The organism is Pseudomonas sp. PWP3-1b2 (assembly GCF_049896045.1).
Lineage (GTDB): Bacteria > Pseudomonadota > Gammaproteobacteria > Pseudomonadales > Pseudomonadaceae > Aquipseudomonas > Aquipseudomonas antarctica_B.
On sequence record NZ_JAFCTN010000023.1, the window covers coordinates 24932 to 44676 of the forward strand.

The 19745-nt window shown below is 58.7% G+C and carries 12 protein-coding genes; 5 read left to right on the top strand and 7 right to left on the bottom strand.

Annotated features, from left to right (window positions below; translation table 11 throughout):
• Nucleotides 1–126: 126 nt before the first annotated feature.
• A complete protein-coding gene (yjiA, locus tag ACP7A2_RS16310; RefSeq protein WP_426135048.1) occupies nt 127–1086 on the top strand; it encodes a GTPase in 960 nt (319 codons plus the stop codon).
• 184 nt (nt 1087–1270) lie between these two features.
• On the opposite strand, the gene glyA is transcribed toward yjiA, so the two are convergent.
• Both glyA and ACP7A2_RS16320 read right to left on the bottom strand, forming a co-directional pair.
• The gene (gene glyA / locus ACP7A2_RS16315) at nt 1271–2524 is read right to left on the bottom strand and encodes a serine hydroxymethyltransferase (RefSeq protein ID WP_426135049.1); all 1254 of its coding nucleotides are present in this window, start codon (nt 2522–2524) and stop codon (nt 1271–1273) included.
• Between the two features lie 229 nt (nt 2525–2753).
• Nucleotides 2754–6605, bottom strand: a complete 3852-nt coding sequence (locus ACP7A2_RS16320; RefSeq protein WP_426135050.1) for a sensor domain-containing protein — start codon at nt 6603–6605, stop codon at nt 2754–2756.
• Nucleotides 6606–6890: 285 nt separating this feature from the next.
• On the opposite strand from ACP7A2_RS16320, the gene ettA reads away from it, so the two are divergent.
• Nucleotides 6891–8555, top strand: a complete 1665-nt coding sequence (gene ettA, locus ACP7A2_RS16325) for an energy-dependent translational throttle protein EttA (RefSeq protein WP_426135051.1) — start codon at nt 6891–6893, stop codon at nt 8553–8555.
• Nucleotides 8556–8735: 180 nt separating this feature from the next.
• Here ettA and ACP7A2_RS16330 read toward each other — a convergent pair whose 3' ends face one another.
• The 3 genes from ACP7A2_RS16330 to ACP7A2_RS16340 form a co-directional block, all read right to left on the bottom strand.
• Nucleotides 8736–9233 (bottom strand): GreA/GreB family elongation factor, encoded by a 498-nt coding sequence (locus tag ACP7A2_RS16330; protein WP_426135052.1) that lies wholly within the window; start codon nt 9231–9233, stop codon nt 8736–8738.
• A 115-nt stretch (nt 9234–9348) separates the two neighbouring features.
• Nucleotides 9349–9705 carry a hypothetical protein gene (locus ACP7A2_RS16335; protein ID WP_426135053.1) on the bottom strand — a complete coding sequence of 119 codons (357 nt, stop codon included), beginning with the start codon at nt 9703–9705 and terminating at the stop codon, nt 9349–9351.
• A gap of 1492 nt (nt 9706–11197) precedes the next feature.
• The gene (locus ACP7A2_RS16340) at nt 11198–12283 is read right to left on the bottom strand and encodes a type I restriction endonuclease (RefSeq protein WP_426135054.1); all 1086 of its coding nucleotides are present in this window, start codon (nt 12281–12283) and stop codon (nt 11198–11200) included.
• A 613-nt stretch (nt 12284–12896) separates the two neighbouring features.
• Between ACP7A2_RS16340 and ACP7A2_RS16345 the strand changes: the two genes are divergently transcribed.
• Nucleotides 12897–13187: a DUF3077 domain-containing protein gene (locus tag ACP7A2_RS16345; protein ID WP_426135055.1), complete on the top strand. Its 291-nt coding sequence runs from the start codon at nt 12897–12899 to the stop codon at nt 13185–13187.
• A gap of 808 nt (nt 13188–13995) precedes the next feature.
• Here the strand turns inward: ACP7A2_RS16345 and ACP7A2_RS16350 are convergent.
• Nucleotides 13996–15849: a DUF4105 domain-containing protein gene (locus ACP7A2_RS16350; RefSeq protein WP_426135056.1), complete on the bottom strand. Its 1854-nt coding sequence runs from the start codon at nt 15847–15849 to the stop codon at nt 13996–13998.
• A gap of 89 nt (nt 15850–15938) precedes the next feature.
• Nucleotides 15939–16427 carry a DUF3015 domain-containing protein gene (locus ACP7A2_RS16355; protein ID WP_017139294.1) on the bottom strand — a complete coding sequence of 163 codons (489 nt, stop codon included), beginning with the start codon at nt 16425–16427 and terminating at the stop codon, nt 15939–15941.
• 267 nt (nt 16428–16694) lie between these two features.
• Here ACP7A2_RS16355 and ACP7A2_RS16360 point away from each other — a divergent pair, with 267 nt between their 5' ends.
• Both ACP7A2_RS16360 and ACP7A2_RS16365 read left to right on the top strand, forming a co-directional pair.
• Nucleotides 16695–19133 (top strand): Lon protease family protein, encoded by a 2439-nt coding sequence (locus ACP7A2_RS16360; protein WP_426135057.1) that lies wholly within the window; start codon nt 16695–16697, stop codon nt 19131–19133.
• A gap of 282 nt (nt 19134–19415) precedes the next feature.
• Nucleotides 19416–19745, top strand: a complete 330-nt coding sequence (locus ACP7A2_RS16365) for a hypothetical protein (protein WP_426135058.1) — start codon at nt 19416–19418, stop codon at nt 19743–19745.

A 19745-nucleotide genomic window follows, 5' to 3' on the forward strand; every position in this document is an offset into this window, starting at 1 on the left:
CGGTGGTTTGCGGGCTATAGAAACACCGGGTTATGAGGGCACCCCGGTGTGTTTTGCATCGCGGGAACCCCAGCTCCCACAGGGGCCGGCTCCCACATTTGTTTTGTATTCCTCAGGAGAATATTTTTGTCCTCTCCCATCCCCGTCACCATCCTCAGCGGCTTCCTCGGCGCTGGCAAAACCACCTTGCTGCGCCATCTACTCAAGGCCGAGCACGGCTTGAAAATCGCCGTGATCGAAAACGAATTCAGTGACGCTGGCATCGACACCCAACTGTTGGGCACCGAGCCGGTGCAAGTCATGACCCTGTCCAATGGTTGCGTGTGCTGCACCATCCACACCGACCTGACCAAAGCCCTTTACCTGTTGCTCGAACGCCTGGACAGCGGCGAAATCGCCTTTGACCGCCTGGTGATCGAGTGCACCGGCCTGGCCGACCCGGCGCCGGTGGCCCAGACCTTTTTCATCGATGAAGAACTGCGCGAGCGCTACATTCTCGACGGCATCATCACGCTGGTGGACGCCGCCCACGCCGAGCACCACCTGACCCAGACCATCGCCCAGGCCCAGATCGGCTTTGCCGACCGCCTGCTGGTGAGCAAACGCGACCTGGTGGACGACGCCACCTTTGACGCTCTCAGCCAACGCCTGACCCGCATCAACCGCCGCGCGCCGATTCGTGTGGTCGACCACGGCAACATCGACCTGGCCGAACTGCTCGACGTGCGCGGCTTCAACCTGAACGCCGGCATGAGCCTGCGCCCGGTCAGTGCTGCGCCGTCCATCGACCGAATTTCCAGCCTGGTGCTGCGCACCGACCAGCCGCTGGATATCGACCGCCTCAGCGAGTTCATGAACGAACTGCTGGAAGACCACGGCAAGCAATTGCTGCGATATAAAGGCGTGCTGAACATTGCCGGCGAAGACCGGCGCATGGTGTTCCAGGGCGTGCTCAAGCTCTACGGGTTTGACTGGGACACCGAGTGGGCCGAGGTCGAGGCGCGGGAAAGTGTGATTGTGTTTATTGCCGATGAGTTGCCGGAAGACAAAATCCGCGAGGGTTTCCAACGGGTCTACCAACCCTGACTTGCAATGCAATCAAACTGTGGGAGCTGGCTTGCCTGCGATAGTGGTCTGTCAGCTAACCCATCAGTGCCTGATACACCGCTATCGCAGGCAAGCCAGCTCCCACAGTTGACTGTATTTCAACTGCACACAGGCATAAAAAAGCCCGGCTCTTCAGCCGGGCTTCTTATTCAAGCAACTGCTATCAAGCGCCGTACACCGGCAGCTTCTTGCAGATGGCCTTAACCTTCTCACGTACCGCGTCGATCACGGCTTCGTTGTTCAGGTCTGCCAGGATGTCGCAGATCCAGCCAGCCAGTTCCTTGCACTCTGCTTCTTTAAAACCACGCGTGGTCACAGCCGGGGTGCCGAAGCGCAGGCCGGAGGTGACGAACGGCGAACGTGGGTCGTTCGGCACGGAGTTCTTGTTCACGGTGATGAAAGCTTTGCCCAGGGCAGCGTCAGCATCTTTACCGGAGATGTCCTGCTTGATCAGCGACAACAGGAACAGGTGGTTCTCGGTACCGCCCGACACCACGTCAAAACCGCGTGCGATAAACACCTCGGCCATGGTCTTGGCGTTCTTCACCACTTGTTGCTGGTAGGTCTTGAACTCAGGCTGCAGGGCTTCCTTGAAGCAGATCGCTTTGGCGGCGATCACGTGCTCCAGCGGGCCACCTTGAGCGCCTGGGAATACGGCGGAGTTCAGCTTCTTCTCGATCTCGGCGTTGGCGCGCGCCATGATCAGGCCGCCACGTGGGCCGCGCAGGGTTTTGTGCGTGGTGGTGGTGACCACGTCAGCGTAAGGCACCGGGTTCGGGTAAACGCCAGCGGCGACCAGGCCGGCCACGTGAGCCATGTCAACGAACAGGTAGGCGCCAACCTTGTCAGCGATTTCGCGGAAACGCGGGAAGTCGAGGATCTGCGAGTAGGCAGAGAAACCGGCTACGATCATTTTTGGCTTGTGTTCAACTGCCAGACGCTCGACTTCGTCGTAGTCGATCAGGCCGTTGGCATCGATACCGTATTGAACGGCGTTGTACAGCTTGCCGGAGGAGGAAACGCTGGCGCCGTGGGTCAGGTGACCGCCGTGGGCCAGGCTCATGCCCAGGATGGTGTCGCCGCCTTGCAGCAGAGCCAGGTACACGGCGCTGTTGGCTTGGGAGCCGGCGTGCGGCTGGACGTTGGCGTAATCGGCGCCGAACAGTTCTTTTGCACGGTCGATGGCCAACTGCTCAACCACGTCGACGTACTCGCAACCACCGTAGTAGCGCTTGCCTGGGTAGCCTTCGGCGTACTTGTTGGTCAGTACCGAACCTTGAGCCTCCATGACCGCAGGGCTGGTGTAGTTTTCCGAAGCGATCAGCTCAATGTGCTCTTCCTGGCGCACGGCTTCTTGCTCCATGGCGGCAAAGAGATCGGCGTCGTACTTGGCAATAGTCAAATCACGGCTGAACATGGCGGTCCTCAAGGATCGGGGGCAGAAAAGGAGGGCATTCTAACCCAATGGGTTTTAGATGGCATATGAAAGGACATCATGTCGCGGACAAGCGGGATTCACTCAGGGACAAGGGGGCCTGTGCCATTGCCATCGCAGGCAAGCCAGCTCCCGCACTGGAAGGTGTGTGCAATTCAAACTGTGGGAGCTGGCTTGCCTGCGATGAGGCCATCAGCCCCACAGCAAGTATTCAGTCAAACAGGAACAGCGCCTCATTGCTGAACTGCGCCTCAAACCGGTTCGCCGGCATCGGCCGTCCAAACAGATACCCCTGCACCTCGTCACACCCGTGTTCACGCAGGAAATCCAGCTGCTCATGGGTTTCCACGCCCTCGGCGATCACCGCCAGGTTCAGGCTGTGGGCCATGGCGATAATTGCTCGGGCGATTTGTGCGTCCTGCTCGCCGGACGGCAGGCCATCGACGAAGGTTCGGTCGATTTTCAGCACGTCGATCGGGAACTGCTTGAGGTAGTTCAGCGACGAATACCCGGTGCCAAAGTCATCCACCGCAATGCTCAGGCCTAGGTTTTTAAGGCCGGCGAGGATTTGCATGGCCTCAGTGACTTCACGCATGAGGATACTTTCGGTCAGCTCCAGCTCCAGGCACGCGGGCGGCAGGCCGGTGTCCCTGAGGATGGTGGCGATGCGCTCACCCAATTGCCCATCGGAGAATTGCCGCGCCGAGATGTTCACCGAGACTTTCGGCACGCGCACCTTGTTCTGGTGCCAGGTCTTGAGCTGGCGACAGGCCTCGCTGATCACCCAATCGCCCACGTCCACCACCAGCCCCAACTCTTCCAGCACCGGAATGAAATCCCCCGGCGGTACCAGGCCACGGCGCGGGTGGCGCCAGCGCAGCAAGGCTTCGGCGCCGGTCAGGCGTTTGCCGTCGCCGCTGAACTGCGGCTGGTAATACAGCACGAATTCGTCCTGTTCCAGTGCATGGCGCAGGTCGCTTTCCAGCTCAAGGCGTTCCAGGGCGCTGGCGTTCATGTCGGCCTGGTAGAACTGGAAGTTGTTTTTGCCGCGCTCCTTGGCGTGGTACATCGCGGTGTCGGCGTTCTTCATCAACTGGCTCAGCTCATTGCCGTCCTGTGGGCTGAGGGCGATGCCGATACTCGCGGTCACAAAGAACTCGCGGCCTTCCAGTACAAAGGGTTTCACCAGGCTGGCCAGAATCTGCTCGGCCACCGAAATCGCGCGGTTCAGCGCCATCTCACGGCTGACCCGCGGTTGCAGGAGCAAGGTGAACTCGTCGCCGCCCATGCGCGCCACGGTGTCGTCTTCGGCGACGCAACCCAGCAGGCGCGTGGCCATTTCCTTGAGCATGCGGTCGCCGGCGGCGTGGCCCAGCGAGTCGTTGATCGGCTTGAAACGGTCTAGGTCGAGGAACATCAGCACCACCCACGACTTCTGCCGCTCAGCCGACTGCAACGCGGTGTGCAGGCGGTCTTGGAACAGCGTGCGGTTGGGCAGGTGGGTCAGGGCGTCGTAATAGGCCAGGCGGTGGATGCGCTGTTCGCTGGCCTTGCGCTCGCTGATATCACTGAAGAAACACACATAGCTGGCCAGGTCGCCTTCGTCGTCGAACACGGCCGTAATGCCCACCCAGGCCGGATAATGCTCGCCGTTGCGGCGCTTGAGCCACACTTCGCCTTCCCAGGTACTGTGCTGGTGCAATTGCTTGAGCACGTAACGCAGGTGGGCTTCCTGTTGTTCGTCGACGGTGAGCATGTTCGGCAACTGGTCGAGCACATCCGCCACGGCATACCCGCTGACCCGGCTGAACGCCTCGTTGGCCTGCACGATATACCCGGCCGGGTCGGTAATCAGAATCGCCGAGGTTGAGTGTTCGAATACCGTGGCCGCCATGCGCAGGTCTTTCTCGGCGCGGCGCTGCTGGCTGATGTCGCGGCCCACACCAAGGATGCCTTCAAACGCGCCGTGTTCATCCCACACCAGCACCAGGCGCAACTCGATCGGCACCTTGCGGCCATCGGCGCGCAGGCAGTCGAACAGGAACAGCTGGGTTTGCACTTCATCGCGCAGGCGGTTCAGCGCGGCGGGGTCACCCACTGCGCGGCTGACGTGCTCCACCAGGCTGCTCATGCCGGTCAGTTGTTGCGGGTTGGCAATGATCGACTGCCAGCCGTTCTTGAACACCCAATCCACGTCGTACCCCAGCACGGCGTTGACCGACGGGCTGATGTAGTTGAGCGCCAGTTGGCTGTCGGTGGAGCAGATCACGTCGCTGATGCTTTCGGCGAGCATGCGGTAACGCTTCTCGCTGTCGCGCAGGGATTCGCTGGCTTCGATCTGGTCGGTAATGTCCTTGGCCACGCCGATGATCCGCGTGATCACCGCCGTCTTGTCGCGGGCCAGCGCTTGTTCGCGGATATCGAAACGGCGCCATTGGTTATTGCGGTGACGAAAACGCAACTGGCACTGCAATTGGGTCGCATAGCCGACCAACCGCTGTTGTTGACGCAGTTCGTGGTAATACTCGGCGTCGTCGGGGTGTAGCAGGATTTCCCAGAAATACTCGCCCATTTGCTGCAGTTCGGCCTTGTTGTAGCCGAGGGTGTGGCCCAAATGGTGGTTGCTGAAAATCATGCGCTGGCTCATCACGTCCTGCACATACAGGTGATCGGGCACGGTACGCACCACGTCCGACCAAAAACTCTCGCGTTCCACCAGCGACAGCTCGATCAGCTTGCGGCTGGTGATATCGCTGATGCTCAGGATCACGGCGTTGAAGTCGTCCTGCTGCTCCGGCAGGCGCATTACCAACCACAGGTATTGGTCGTTGCCGGCCACGTCGTTGAGCTGAATTTCCAGCTCCAGCTGTTTTTGCTGGGTGAGCACCGCTTCGAGCACCTGGTAACCGATGGCCGTGGCGTTACGCGGGCAATCGTCGATCAGGCGTTCCCAGGCTTCATCGCATGAGCTCACATTCAGCAGGCGCACCGCCATCTGGTTGACCTCGGTAACGCGCAACTCCTTGAGCAGTTGTTTGCGCTCCTCAGCATTGTTGTGCAGCCAGTCCTGCAAGTGCTCGCGGGTGTGCATTTTGGCCTTGGCGAAAAACGTCCTCAACCCGGACAGGTCAAGTACGCACAGGGCCACGCCGGTGCCTTCGAAAATATCCTGATAGCGCCGCCGGCCTTCGTTCACCTGGCGCTGACGGCGGCGCATGTTCAGCAGTACGATCACCGGGATCAGCGAAAAGGCCAGCCCCAGCAGGCATTTGCCGATAAACGCCGGCAGCAGCTGTTGCAGCACCGCGCTGCGGTCGAACAGGCCGCGCAATTGCCAGTCGCTTTTGCTCAGGGGCGTGACCAGTACGCTTTTATTCAATTCGTCCGGGGTCAGGGCAGAGGTCCACTGCGCCGGCATACCGCTGTCACGGCTGACCACGCGGTGGTTCATGCGGTTTTCGATGGCCCACATCGGGCGCTGGCCCTGGCCGTCCTGGCGGGTGAGGTTGGTCAGGTAGTTCGGTGCCAGTCGCAGCGCCCAGTACATTCTGGAGCCGCCGCTGGGCTGGTGCAGCAACAGGTAGATGATGCTGCCGTCACTGTTATTGCTCAGGTAATAAGGTTGCGAGTGGCTGCGCTGCACCAGCTCTTCGAGCCAGGCGGCGTCGTCGCTGTCTTTGGCGCTGTCACTGAGCATCGCGCCGCTGGGGGCAAGCAGGGCCACACTGCGCAGCTCCGGCAGCGAGCGCTGCAAGGTGCGCATCAGCGCTTGTTGCTGCTCGTCGCCGCGCGGTGGCTCAACCATCGGCAACAGGTTCAGCGCGATTTTTGCGCTCAGGGCCATGTTCAGGCTGATCTGTTCGGCGAGGTCGGCGCTGTAATCGATGGTGTATTGCTGCTGGTTCTTCTGGTTTTGCTGCAGTTGGTCGAGCAGTTGCCAGAACAGTAACGCGAGCAGCATGAGGACGAGCGTCGCCAATGCGCCTTTGAGGGTGCCGTGCAGGGGGGCTCCCGGCGCTATATGAGCGGCGCGCAGGGGAGTGGGCGGCGTGACTTTGGACAAGCTGTGATCCTGCGGTTTGGCTGGGCTGGCGCGCGACGTGCACTATAAGCCGGACGCCCGAAGGGCGGCTAGCATGCCTTGAGTTGTGGCAAAGTGCCAGCGCCGCCTGGCTGGACTGCCTTTGCGCATTCAGGTAGCTTTGCCGGTTACGCAGGGCGTTCCAGCCCCAAACATTCAGGCTTTTTTCGCACGCAGGCATTGATCATCGTCAACGGCCCGCGCGGCGCATGGCCTGGCACGGGCTTGGCCCGCTTAATTCATCAGTCACTGACGCTAGGTTCACCCATGGCTCAATACGTCTTCACCATGCATCGGCTGGGAAAAATTGTTCCGCCGAAGCGGGAAATCCTGAAAAACATCTCACTGTCCTTTTTTCCGGGCGCCAAGATCGGCGTACTCGGCCTCAACGGTTCGGGTAAGTCCACGCTGCTGAAAATCATGGCCGGCGTCGACACCGAGTTCGAAGGCGAAGCCCGCCCGATGCCCGAGCTGAACATTGGTTACCTGCCGCAAGAGCCGATCCTGGACCCGACCAAGACCGTGCGCGAAGTGGTGGAAGAAGCCGTCAGCGTGATCAAGAACGCCCAGGCTCGCCTGGACGAGGTCTACGCTGCTTACGCTGAAGAAGATGCCGACTTCGACAAACTGGCCGCTGAACAAGCCAAGCTCGAAGCCATCCTGCAAGCGGGCGACGGCCACAACCTGGAGCGCCAGCTGGAAGTCGCCGCCGACGCGCTGCGCCTGCCGGCGTGGGACGCCAAGGTCGAATTCCTCTCCGGTGGTGAAAAACGTCGTGTGGCCCTGTGCCGCCTGCTGCTGTCGGCCCCCGACATGCTGCTGCTCGACGAACCGACCAACCACCTGGACGCCGATTCCGTCGCCTGGCTGGAACATTTCCTTCACGATTTCCCGGGCACCGTGGTCGCGATCACGCACGACCGGTACTTCCTGGACAACGTGGCCGGCTGGATCCTCGAGCTCGACCGTGGCGCCGGTATCCCTTACGAGGGCAACTATTCCGGTTGGCTGGAAGCCAAGTCCGACCGTCTGGCCGCTGAATCCAAGCAGCAATCGGCCCACGAAAAAGCCATGAAGGAAGAACTGGAGTGGGTGCGCAAAGGCGCCAAGGCCCGCCAGTCCAAATCCAAGGCCCGTCTGCAACGCTTCGAAGAAATGCAGTCGCAGGAATTCCAGAAGCGCAGCGAAACCAACGAGATCTACATCCCGGCCGGCCCGCGCCTGGGTGACAAGGTCATCGAGTTCAAAAACGTTTGCAAAGGCTATGGCGACCGCGTGTTGATCGACAACCTGTCGTTCTCCATGCCAAAAGGCGCAATCGTCGGCGTAATCGGTGGTAACGGAGCGGGTAAATCCACCCTGTTCCGCATGCTGATGGGCAAGGAAACACCCGATTCGGGCAGCATCGAAGTTGGCGATACCGTACAGCTTGCGTGCGTGGACCAAAGCCGCGAAGACCTGGATGGCAGCAAAACTGTGTTCCAGCAAATCTCCGACGGCTCCGACCAGATCCGCATCGGCAACTATGAAATTCCGTCGCGCACCTACGTCGGCCGTTTCAACTTCAAGGGCGGCGATCAGCAGAAGTTCGTCAAGGACCTGTCCGGTGGTGAGCGCGGTCGCTTGCACCTGGCCCTGACCCTGAAAGAGGGCGGCAACGTGTTGCTGCTCGACGAACCGTCAAACGACCTCGACGTTGAAACCCTGCGTTCCCTGGAAGAAGCCCTGCTGGACTTCCCGGGCGCTGCCATTGTGATTTCTCACGATCGGTGGTTCCTTGACCGCGTCGCGACTCACATCCTGGCGTACGAAGACGACTCGCAAGCCGTGTTCTTCGAAGGTAACTACACCGAGTACGAAGCAGACCGCAAGAAGCGCCTGGGCGATGCGGCTGCCCAGCCGCACCGTGTACGGCACAAAAAACTGGCCTGATTCGGGCTGGTGGTTTGAAAAAGCGGAGCCTTCGGGCTCCGTTTTTTTTTTGCTTTTTTTCAGGGGGACCGAAGTGGGTTCATCGCAGGCAAGCCAGCTCCCACATTGACCGCGTTAGCCTGGCTGACACCGATCAACTGTGGGAGCTGGCTTGCCTGCGATGCAGTCTCAAAGCTGCAGCTAAGCCTCAGGCTCCACACGCAACACTTCAACCATCTGATCGCCGGCCGGGCGCTTCCACAGCACCTCGTCGCCCACCTGGGCCCCGAGCAAAGCACGACCCAACGGTGAGCCCCAGTTGATCAAATGCACGGTTGCATCAGCCTGGTCTTCACCGACCAATTGAATGCGCTGCCGCTCGTCCTGCTCATTGGCAAAGGTCACCCAACTGCCTATCTGCACCTTTTCGGTAGACGTGGCGGGCGCCACCACCTGGGCGCTTTGCACCCGCTGATTGAAATAGCGTAAATCCCGCTCTAGATCAGCCTGGCGCTGCTTGTCGGCACTCTCGCCCTTGGCAGATTCGGCGCTGTATTCCTGCTGCAACTGCGCCACCTTGGCCTGCAATTGCGCCAAACCTTGCGCAGTGAGGTGGTTGGGTTGTTCGCTGACTTGACGCTCCACCGGCTGATCAGCCTGGGCGGCGGCATTGTCTTCGTTTACAAAAGCTCGACTCATGACATTCTCCTTCTATGGAGTTTGGGCCACGGTCGGCGCGTGATCGTTCCCACGTTCTGCGTGGGAATGCCGCCCTGAACGCTTTGCGTCCGTTTTAAAAGTCGTAACGCAGGACCTATTGCGAGCGATAGGCCCTGGCCGCATCGCGGTCCTTCTCCTGCTGCCAGGCGCGTTCGCGGTCGTCCCAGTGGTTGTCCTTGTAGTCGCGCAATTCCTCGCTCTCCCGTATCGCCTTGCACTGGCGAAACCCGTCTTCCCAGCCTTCGGCGTATTGACGGTCTTTCAAGTAACGCGGCACGTTCTTGCGAAACTCCCCGCTGATCACCCCCGCGGCCTGACGGCCACTGCTGCAACCGTCTTCAAACCCGTCGGCGAAGGCGGGTGGATAACCCCTGGCCAGTAAATCCTCATGGGTCGATTGGCAACCTGCCAGCCACACCACCGCGCACAGCATTACCGCAGACCGCCACATGGCGTACTCCCTGGCCGTTTCACGGCTGATAGGGGGAAGTCTAGTCAGGGATTTGTTGGGGCGGTGTGAAAGGGCGGTGAGAAATGTGTTGAGGCAATGATCGTCCCCACGCTCTGCGCGGGAATGCCGGCCTGGACGCCCTGCATCTGCTTTACCCAAGCGATAACACCCACCCTCGTTGCAAGCAGGCTTGTTCGCGAACGCGGAGGGTCAGCCTGCTAAAGCCGTTACTGATACACCGCCTTCGCGAGCAAGCCCGCTCCCACATTTTGATCTTCACCAGGCTTCAGTCACTGATGACACCACTTCGCTTCAAGCATCACTTCAAAATGATGGCAGTGAATAATGAGGTGGAATTGACTGCATGCGGGCCAAATGTGGGAGCGGGTTTGCTCGCGAAGACGGTGGGTCAGTCAATGCATCATTGCCAGAACGACTGCTATCGCGGGCAAGCCCGCTCCCACATTTAAACTGCTGCGGGCGCAGAATCTATGTAGGGCACCAAAACGTGTGGGAGCTGGCTTGCCTGCGATGGCGGTGGGCCAGTCTGCCAAGCCGTTACTGATACACCGCCTTCGCGAGCAAGCCCGCTCCCACATTTTGATCTTCACGAGGCTTCATTCAGTAGGTAGTGACACCACTTCACTTCAAGCATCACTTCAAAATGACGCCAGTGAATAATGAGATGGATTTGACTGCATGCAGGCCAAGTGTGGGAGCGGGCTTGCTCGCGAAGACGGTAGGTGATTAATTACATCATTGCCTGAACGACCGCTATCGCGGGCAAGCCCGGCTCCCACCTTTGGACTGGGGCTGGCACAGAATTTATGTCAGGCACCAAAAAGTGTGGGAGCTGGCTTGCCTGCGATGGCGGTGGGCCAGTCAGCTAAGCCGTTACTGATACACCGCCTTCGCGAGCAAGCCCGCTCCCACATTTTGATCTTCACCAGGCTTCAGTCAGTAGTGACACCACTTCACTTCAAGCATCACTTCAAAATGATGCCAGTGAACAATGAGATGGACTTGACTGCATGCGGGCCAAATGTGGGAGCGGGCTTGCTCGCGAAGACGGTGGGTCAGTCAATGCATCATTGCCAGAACGACTGCTATCGCGGGCAAGCCGGCTCTCACATTTGTACTGCGGCGGGCGCAGAATTGATGTCAGGCACCAAAAAGTGTGGGAGCTGGCTTGCCTGCGATGGCGGTGGTTCAGTCTGCCAAGCCGTCACTGATACACCGCCTTCGTGAGCAAACCCCACAGTTTGATCCTCACCTCACCTCACCTCGCCTCAGTTAGTTATGGAGATCATTCCCACGCTCTGCGTGGGAATGCCATCTTGCACGCTCTGCGTCCGCTTTTTTGGTCGATGCCTATGCTGCGCGTGAGGACGATCTAGCTTTTGTGGTCAGTAGAAATACCATTCACTTCAATGGCCAGTGGCAAGCTCGCTCACACCGGTATATTGACCATTCCTGTACTCCGATGCAGCGCTCAATCGTAATATCCCACGGTCTTTTTCAGCTGGTCGGCGTATTCGTAGATCTCATCAATAGATGAGATAGCATGCCGGGTCTCATTTTTTTCCTCGTCAAATATCCCGAGGTATTTTTGACTTCGATTGAAATGAAGGCGGCATATTGGCTTGCGATTGTTGTCGTCCAGCAATATCCCAAAATAGCTCTGGGTATCTCGTTGAACGATCCGCTTGGCATCAACTACCGATCGGACTACAGCCCGGACAATGTGATAACCCTCCAACTCTTCTAGCGTCGTAAGAATCTTGTCATCTGACTCGTCTCTATCCTGCGCATCTGCATTCGCACTGTTCGCGATAGGCATAGTCGCCATTGTCGGTTGGATTGCACCACTCATCGCCGACTTGAGCCGATCATTGATCTGGTCATTTAAAAATTGCGCTAAGGCTTTTCGCGTCAGTTCGAAAAATTGCTCGCGTACTTTTTGCGTGATCACACCTTCGTAGACCCGAGATGCGAAAAATTTGACGAAGTCGTCTTCTGGTTTGCTGACTTGGGCGCCAATTAGCTTTTTAAGCTGGCTAACGTATTTCAGCTCTCCGGCAGCGTTGATGATTGAGTCAACGTCGAAGGCCGACTTGGTGAGTTTGGTTAGCTCCGGAACGGAGTACTCATCGATGTCCAGCAGGTCCAGCTCCAGAAATGGTTTTTCGTCCATTTTATTGGGCGCGTCCAAGTCGGTGAAAAACCTGTAGACCTGACCATTGGTAAGAATTGAAATTCGTGCACTCGTCACATGAAAGTACCGAAACAGCTGCGAAGCGTGGTTGATGTTCAGGGACTCGCCGATTTTTTTGCATTCGATGAGTATTTGGACTTCTCCATCCTTCATGATTGCGTAGTCGATCTTTTCGCCTTTTTTCGTTCCGACATCACAGACGAATTCTGGCGTCACTTCCTGTGGGTCAAACACGTCGTAGCCCAATACCGTATTTATAAAAGGCATCACGAAAGCATTTTTTGTCGCTTCTTCTGTTTGGATGGCGGGGCCTTGCAACCGAACTTTTGCTGCCAGACTGGTGAGCTTTTCAAAAAAATCCATGTTAAGCCTCTTACCTATTCAGATCCGTGGATAGATGGGATGTCGAATTGACCGCCACCCGATACTAGTCACAAAACTCGATAAAGAGAATGAAGTAAGAGGTTGTTTGTTTTGCCTGAAAAAAGCTAAAAAAATGTCTGAAATTTCCTCCCTATATATCAATAGGTTGGAAGCAGGCTAGGGATTTGACATTCGGGCGTGGTCGTTCCAACGATCTGCATGGGAGTGCCCGCCTGGAAGCTCTGCGTCCGGATTGATCAAAATAAAAGGTGTCGGGTTAAAGGGCCATCAACGACGATTCCCTTTAACTTGCAGGACGTTTCCTAGAGACTCTCCGGTCTATTGCGTCATACCTTTCGGATCACTAGCCTCTCTGGATCGCTGCACATCAGCGAACGGGTTTAGCGATCCGGGTTTCAGGCGTGTCACCGCTCCCAACACTATTCGCTGGCGTTTGCCTGCTTTTAGCGTCTTATGGCGGCTGTGTGCTGGAGACCTTCGAGTCTACCCGGGGTGCACCTCTGACCCGGATCGCTAACCTGCACACAGCTGCCACCCTCTTCATGTTTAGCGATGTGATGTGGCGGCTCTACTTCATCAGAGAGCAATCACCATGAGCAAAGTTGTCCCTGATCCACCCCTGTCCTCAATCACCACGCTCGGCGTCGTCACCTTTGGCGACTACGGTGAAAACGAAAAGCCGCTGTTCCGCGTCAATGCCGGCATGCCGATTGATGAGGCCTTGGAACACGCCTCCACCCTGCTTTTTTACTCCAAGAAACTTGCCATGGAAGCCGCCATGGATGTGCGCGGCGAACAATACGCGTGGGCTGCCCATTACCTGTGCGAGATGGGCAAGGCCGTCGTCGACGACCTTACCCAGGCGATAACACCCGCCATCTAAAGATAAGCCACGCCCTTGTGGCGAGCAGGCTTGCTCGCGAACGCGGTGGGTCAGTCTGCCAGACCGTTACTGATACACCGCCTTCGCGAGCAAGCCCGCTCCCACATTTTGATCTTCACCAGGCTTCAGTCACTAGTGACACCACTTCACTTCAAGCATCACTTCAAAATGATGCCAGTGAACAATGAGATGGATTTGACTGCATGCAGGCCAAGTGTGGGAGCGGGCTTGCTCGCGAAGACAGTAGGTCATTAAACACATCATTGCCTGAACGACCGCTATCGCGGGCAAGCCCGGCTCCCACCTTTGGACTGGGGCTGGCACAGAATTTATGTCAGGCACAAATAAGTGTGGGAGCTGGCTTGCCTGCGATGGCGGTGGGCCAGTCAGCTAAGCCGTTACTGATACACCGCCTTCGCGAGCAAGCCCGCTCCCACATTTTGATCTTCACCAGGCTTCAGTCAGTAGTGACACCACTTCACTTCAAGCATCACTTCAAAATGATGCCAGTGAACAATGAGATGGACTTGACTGCATGCGGGCCAAATGTGGGAGCGGGCTTGCTCGCGAAGACGGCGGGTCAGTCAATGCATCATTGCCAGAACGACTGCTATCGCGGGCAAGCCCGGCTCTCACCTTTGTACTGCGGCGGGCTCAGAATTTATGTCAGGCACCAAAAAGTGTGGGAGCTGGCTTGCCTGCGATGGCGGTGGTTCAGTCTGCCAAGCCGTTACTGATGCAGCGCCTTCGCGAGCAAGTCGAATCGTCGCACCGCCGCTCCCACCTTTCGATCACTGCCAAGCTTCAGTCAGTAGTGATACCACTTCACTTCCAGCATCACTTCATTCACCGGCGTCGACAAATGGCTGTATTCGCGCTGGGCACTCAGGCGCAGGCCCAGGTTGCGCGACAATTCCCATTGCTGGTTCAGGCTCAGGCTGCGCCGCACTTCGCCATTGGTGAAGAAGTCGCCTTTAGCCTCCAGGCTCAAATTCCCCAGCGGGTTTTTCCACAGCACGCCGGTGTTGAACCCGGCTGCGGGGGAGATGGCTTCGTTGAAGTCGTTGTTGTGTTCCACGCGCACGGTACCGAGGGCGAAGCCGAGCATGTCATCGGTCAGTTGCCAGGTGCCGCCCGCGCCGCCGTTGACGTGGGCGACGAGGGTTTCGTCATCATGCTTGCCGGGCACACGTTCCAGGCCGCCGGTGACTTGCCATGACCACGGCTGCAGCAGGGCGTTACGCGGCGTCAGGGAGCGGATGGTAGCCAGGTCGAGTTGCTGCAGTTGCCAGTGGTTGCCTTCGTACTGGCGCAGTTTCATTTGCAGAATTTCGATTTGCGCGCCGAGCGGGAAGCCTTCGGCGTTGTCGTTGAGGTCGTGGTAGGCCATGCGCAGGCCGTATTCACCGAAAGCTTTGTTACCGCGCGTGCCGACACCGGCTTGCCAGGTGCGCGACTCGTGGCCGTTTTCCGGCAGGCCAGGGCGTTCAATCTGAAGGTTCGGCGGCGGGTTCTGGTTGATCGCGCGCAGCAGTTCGAAGCTGCGCTGGGAGCGTTCGGGGTCGCGCTCCAGGCCGTTGGCGCGGTAGCGGCCGAGGCGATAGGCCGCGTCGATGATCAGCGCCTGGCGGTCTTTGGCGATGGCTTTGAACGCAGGGTCTTGCAACTGCTGGGTGTCGTCGCTGACTTTCAGCACCCATTGTTGCTCGTCGCTGTTCAGCGGCTTGGCGCGTTCCAGCAGCTCGCGTTCACGGGAGGGGCGGTAGTCAATCTTCTCAACCAGACCTGCGTCTTTCACGGCTTTGACCGTGTCGGTCGGAATCGCGGTCAGCGGGAATTGCTCGGTCAGGCGCAGGCTCGGTCGGGCCACTTGCAGCAGTTCGAGCAGCCGATAGGAGCAGTTTTCGTCAAAGAAGAAATAGTCGAACTGGATCTGTTTGAGCTCCCACACGTGCTCGACCATGCGCTTGGTCTCGACTTCGGTGAGGTTCAGGCGATATTCCCACAGGTCGCGGTTCTCGAGGCTACGGTACTCCGAGAGCTTTTCTTGATACGGCACCAGGGCAAACAGGCCGGGGTAGCCGCCCATCAGGCCTTTCCAGGCGTAGAGAATGCTGTTGTCGGAGCCTTCGATGTAGGCACCGAAGTTGATCGCATAGCTGAGCAGGGCCGTGTTGTCTTTTTGCACGTCAGCCTGGTCGATGCGTAGCAGGGTGTGCCCGAACATCGACGACGGGCTGTTGAGGTAGGCCGCCGGGAAGATCATCACCGCGCTGTGGGGCGCGACGTCCTTGAACCATTGCGTGAATTCCTTGCACTCCAGCGCGGGCAAGTCGGTCAGGTTCAACTGAGCCTTGAGCCAGCGCGTACGTGCGGGATAAACGCATTGGACGTGTTTTTCACCCTGGCTTGCCGGAGCATAAAGCGCTTCAACGGTGGCCTTGAGTTCAGCGTCCGGGTGGTGCGCGCCATCGGGGGCGAGGAAGAATTTTTTGTCGCTGACATAGCTGCGCCAGCCACTGATTTTGCCGGCTTCGTAATGGCCCAAGGACAGCCAGAACGGATCGTTGGCCAATTGCTGCAAACGTTGATCATCAATATGCGGGGCCGCGTACAGCGGGGCGCAGGCGAAGAGTGCCAGCCAGGCAAAGCGTTTGAGCATAAGGGCAACTTAAGTCGGAAAAAGTGAGACCCAAGGGGGGCGGGTCCAAAAATAAGACCCGCGCCTTGGAGGGCGCGGGCGTGTCGAGCTTAAGCTTGAGTTGCGTATTTCGCCAGACGGGTGTCGCTTTTCAGTACGGCGAGGGTGTTGTTGTGCACGTCGTCAGCGGTCACGTCAGCCTTGCTGAAGATCTGCTGGAAGTGCTCGTGGGTCACGGCAGCAAAGTGCTCGCGATCTTCCGGCGCAACGCCCAGTACCACCGCGTAGGTGGTCAGTGCTTCGCCATTGCCTTTGGCCATGTCTTCAGACAGCTCGTTCATCATGCCATTCATGGCAATCCAGGACTTGCCGCCGTAGGTCAGGGCGCTGTTGGTGCTGCAACCGTTGGTGCCAGAGGTCATGCCGAACGTGGCGTTACCGGAGGTGCCGTTAGTGGTGGAAGCCAGGAAGTGAGCTGGAGTGCCGCGCTGGCCTTCGAACAACATGTTGCCCCAACCGCAGTTCGGGCCACCTGGTGATTCTGCCATTGCGTTGAGGGAGACGACGGTGAAAAGAGTACCAAGAAGGATCCGTTTCATAGCTTTGTTCTCTTTGTGTGCAAACCAATGGACAAGGGTTCAGACGCGTCGCAGCGCCCTAGGGGTCAGTTATTAGTCCAACCCGCGCAGTTTGGAGTTTAGGCACGATCCCGGGGTTCCGTGATTTTTTATAAAACAATAAGAGTTACTGCGTTTTTTTTGCAGGACGGCTTCACTGTCTATGCTTTACCCAAAGCGTGCCTTGCCAGAGCGCGTAACCGGGAGCCAGAATGCCGACATCTGCCCCGCCTGATGTAAGGAAGCCCGATGCCTGATCCTGTTGCTGCCAGCTTGCGTTTAGCGCCCGAAGCGCTGACTCGTCCTTTTTCCGCTGAACAGTTCAGCTTCTCGACCACCAATGATTTGGAGCCCTTTCGCGGTGTGCTTGGCCAGGAACGTGCGGTTGAAGCGTTGCAGTTCGGTGTGGCCATGCCACGCCCCGGTTACAACGTGTTTGTCATGGGCGAGCCCGGTACCGGCCGCTTTTCGTTCGTCAAACGCTACCTGAAGGCCGAAGGCAAGCGCCTGCAGACCCCGGCTGACTGGGTCTATGTGAACAATTTTGATGACCCTCGCGAACCGCGTGCGCTGGAATTACCTGCGGGCGGCGCTGCGGCGTTCATCAACGATATCAACGGCTTGATCGACAACCTGGTGGCCACGTTCCCGGCGGTCTTCGAACACCCAACGTACCAGCAGCGCAAAAGCGCCATCGACCGTGCGTTCAATCAGCGTTACGACAAGGCTCTGGACGTGATCGAACGCCTGGCGCTGGAAAAAGACGTGGCGTTGTACCGCGACAGCTCCAACATTGCGTTCACCCCGATGCTCGAAGGCAAGGCGCTGGACGAGGCGGAGTTCTCGCAGTTGCCGGAAGCCGATCGCGAGCGTTTCCACTCGGATATTTCCGAGCTGGAAGAACGCCTCAACGAAGAGCTGGCCAGCCTGCCGCAGTGGAAGCGCGAATCGAACAACCAGATGCGTCAGTTCAACGAAGAGACCATCACCCTGGCCCTACAGCCATTGCTCTCGCCGTTGTCGGAAAAGTACGCAGAAAACGCTGCGGTGTGCGGTTATCTGCAGGCCATGCAGGTGTACCTGCTGAAATCCGTGGTCGAGCAGTTCGTCGATGACGCCAAGACCGACGCCCAGGCGCGCAAGCTGCTCGAAGAGCAATACTGCCCGAGCCTGGTAGTGGGCCATCCGGTCAACGGCGGCGCGCCGGTGGTGTTTGAACCGCACCCGACTTACGACAACCTGTTCGGCCGCATCGAATACAGCACCGATCAGGGCGCGCTCTACACCACCTATCGTCAGTTGCGCACCGGCGCATTGCACCGTGCCAATGGCGGCTTCCTGATCCTTGAAGCCGAAAAAATGCTCAGCGAGCCGTTTGTGTGGGATGCGCTCAAGCGTTCCTTGCAGTCGCGCAAGTTGAAGATGGAAGCGCCGTTGGGCGAACTGGGCCGCCTGGCGACCGTGACCCTGAACCCGCAAATGATCCCGTTGCAGGTCAAGGTCATCATCATCGGCTCGCGCCAGCTCTACTATGCGTTGCAGGACGCCGATCCGGATTTCCAGGAGATGTTCCGCGTATTGGTGGATTTCGACGAAGACATCCCGATGGTCGACGAGAGCCTGGAGCAGTTCGCCCAGTTACTCAAAACCCGCACCTCGGAAGAAGGCATGGCGCCACTGACCTCGGACGCGGTGGCGCGATTGGCCACTTACAGCGCGCGGTTGGCGGAGCATCAGGGCCGTTTGTCGGCGCGTATTGGCGACTTGTTCCAACTGGTCAGCGAGGCGGATTTCATTCGCCACCTGGCTGGCGACGAAATGACCGATGCCGGGCATATCGAACGCGCGCTCAAGGCCAAGGCCACGCGCACCGGGCGGGTGTCGGCACGGATTCTCGACGACATGCTCGCTGGCGTGATTCTGATTGATACCGCCGGCGCGGCCGTGGGCAAGTGCAACGGGCTGACAGTACTGGAGGTCGGTGATTCGGCCTTTGGTGTGCCGGCGCGCATTTCCGCCACGGTGTATCCGGGCGGCAGCGGCATCGTCGACATTGAACGTGAGGTTAACCTCGGCCAGCCGATTCACTCCAAGGGCGTGATGATCCTCACCGGTTACCTGGGCAGCCGTTATGCCCAGGAATTCCCGCTGGCGATCTCGGCGAGTATCGCGCTGGAGCAGTCCTACGGTTACGTGGACGGTGACAGCGCCTCGCTCGGCGAGGCGTGCACCTTGATTTCGGCCCTGTCGAAGACGCCGCTCAAGCAGTGCTTTGCCATCACCGGCTCGATCAACCAGTTTGGTGAAGTGCAAGCGGTGGGCGGGGTCAACGAGAAGATCGAAGGCTTCTTCCGCCTCTGCGAAGCGCGCGGGTTGACCGGTGAGCAAGGGGCGATTATTCCCAAGGCCAACGTCGCCACGCTGATGCTCGACGAGAAGGTGCTGCAGGCCGTGCGGGCCGGGCAGTTCCACATCTATGCGGTGCGTCAGGCGGACGAGGCGCTGAGCCTGTTGGTGGGCGAGCCGGCCGGTGAGCCGGACGAGGAGGGGCAATTCCCTGAAGGCACCGTGAATGCGCGCGTGGTAGAGCGCTTGCGCGCGATTGCCGAGATGATCAGCGAAGAAGACTTGAAGGAGGCGGAGAAGGAGTTGGCGCAGCAGGCGTTGGCAGAAGCCAAACCTACCTGATGGTGTGGGAGCTGGCTTGTCTGCGATTGCGGAGGGCCAGCCAGCAGAGGTGTCGCCTGTGACTCAGTCATCGCAGGCAAGCCAGCTCCCACCTTAAATCAGTGGCGTATCGCCACAAAATTGACTCCACGCCCAGGGACCAACGCCCGTTGGTCTCTACAGCCCTGGTTTGGCACGGTTTTCCTCTATCCTCAATTCAAGGGATATCCACAGGAGTCGCTGGATAGAGACAGCTTCGGCCCTGCGCCGAGGTTGAACACCGATCTACCGAGGGTCGCCGCCATGCCGCGCAACCTTTGCCTTACCCGCCAATGCCTGGGGCTGGTCACCCGTATCGAATGCTCCATTCGCCCTCTCGCGGGGGATAACGGAATGTGGACCTTGTTGTTTGCTGCCGGAATGACCGGTGAGCAGCCTTCCGCCATCAAGTCTCAAGGCCCGTTTCATGGGCCTTTCGTGGCAGAAACCATTCTGGGATCGATTGTCGACAGCCTGACGTTGCACGGCTATGAGCTTGCCGATGACCCGCAGATCTGGTGCCTGCACTTGCAGGCGCATCTGCGGCAGCTCAATGGCGGCCGGGAGCACGCGACCCGTGACACCCACCACTGA

Bases quoted from the DNA above. Each gene is read 5' to 3' on its own strand.
- glyA (WP_426135049.1), bottom strand. From the start codon at position 2,524: ATGTTCAGCCGTGATTTGACTATTGCCAAGTACGACGCCGATCTCTTT.
- ettA (WP_426135051.1), top strand. From the start codon at position 6,891: ATGGCTCAATACGTCTTCACCATGCATCGGCTGGGAAAAATTGTTCCG.
- ACP7A2_RS16330 (WP_426135052.1), bottom strand. From the start codon at position 9,233: ATGAGTCGAGCTTTTGTAAACGAAGACAATGCCGCCGCCCAGGCTGAT.
- ACP7A2_RS16335 (WP_426135053.1), bottom strand. From the start codon at position 9,705: ATGTGGCGGTCTGCGGTAATGCTGTGCGCGGTGGTGTGGCTGGCAGGT.
- ACP7A2_RS16340 (WP_426135054.1), bottom strand. From the start codon at position 12,283: ATGGATTTTTTTGAAAAGCTCACCAGTCTGGCAGCAAAAGTTCGGTTG.
- ACP7A2_RS16345 (WP_426135055.1), top strand. From the start codon at position 12,897: ATGAGCAAAGTTGTCCCTGATCCACCCCTGTCCTCAATCACCACGCTC.
- ACP7A2_RS16350 (WP_426135056.1), bottom strand. From the start codon at position 15,849: ATGCTCAAACGCTTTGCCTGGCTGGCACTCTTCGCCTGCGCCCCGCTG.
- ACP7A2_RS16355 (WP_017139294.1), bottom strand. From the start codon at position 16,427: ATGAAACGGATCCTTCTTGGTACTCTTTTCACCGTCGTCTCCCTCAAC.
- ACP7A2_RS16360 (WP_426135057.1), top strand. From the start codon at position 16,695: ATGCCTGATCCTGTTGCTGCCAGCTTGCGTTTAGCGCCCGAAGCGCTG.
- ACP7A2_RS16365 (WP_426135058.1), top strand. From the start codon at position 19,416: ATGCCGCGCAACCTTTGCCTTACCCGCCAATGCCTGGGGCTGGTCACC.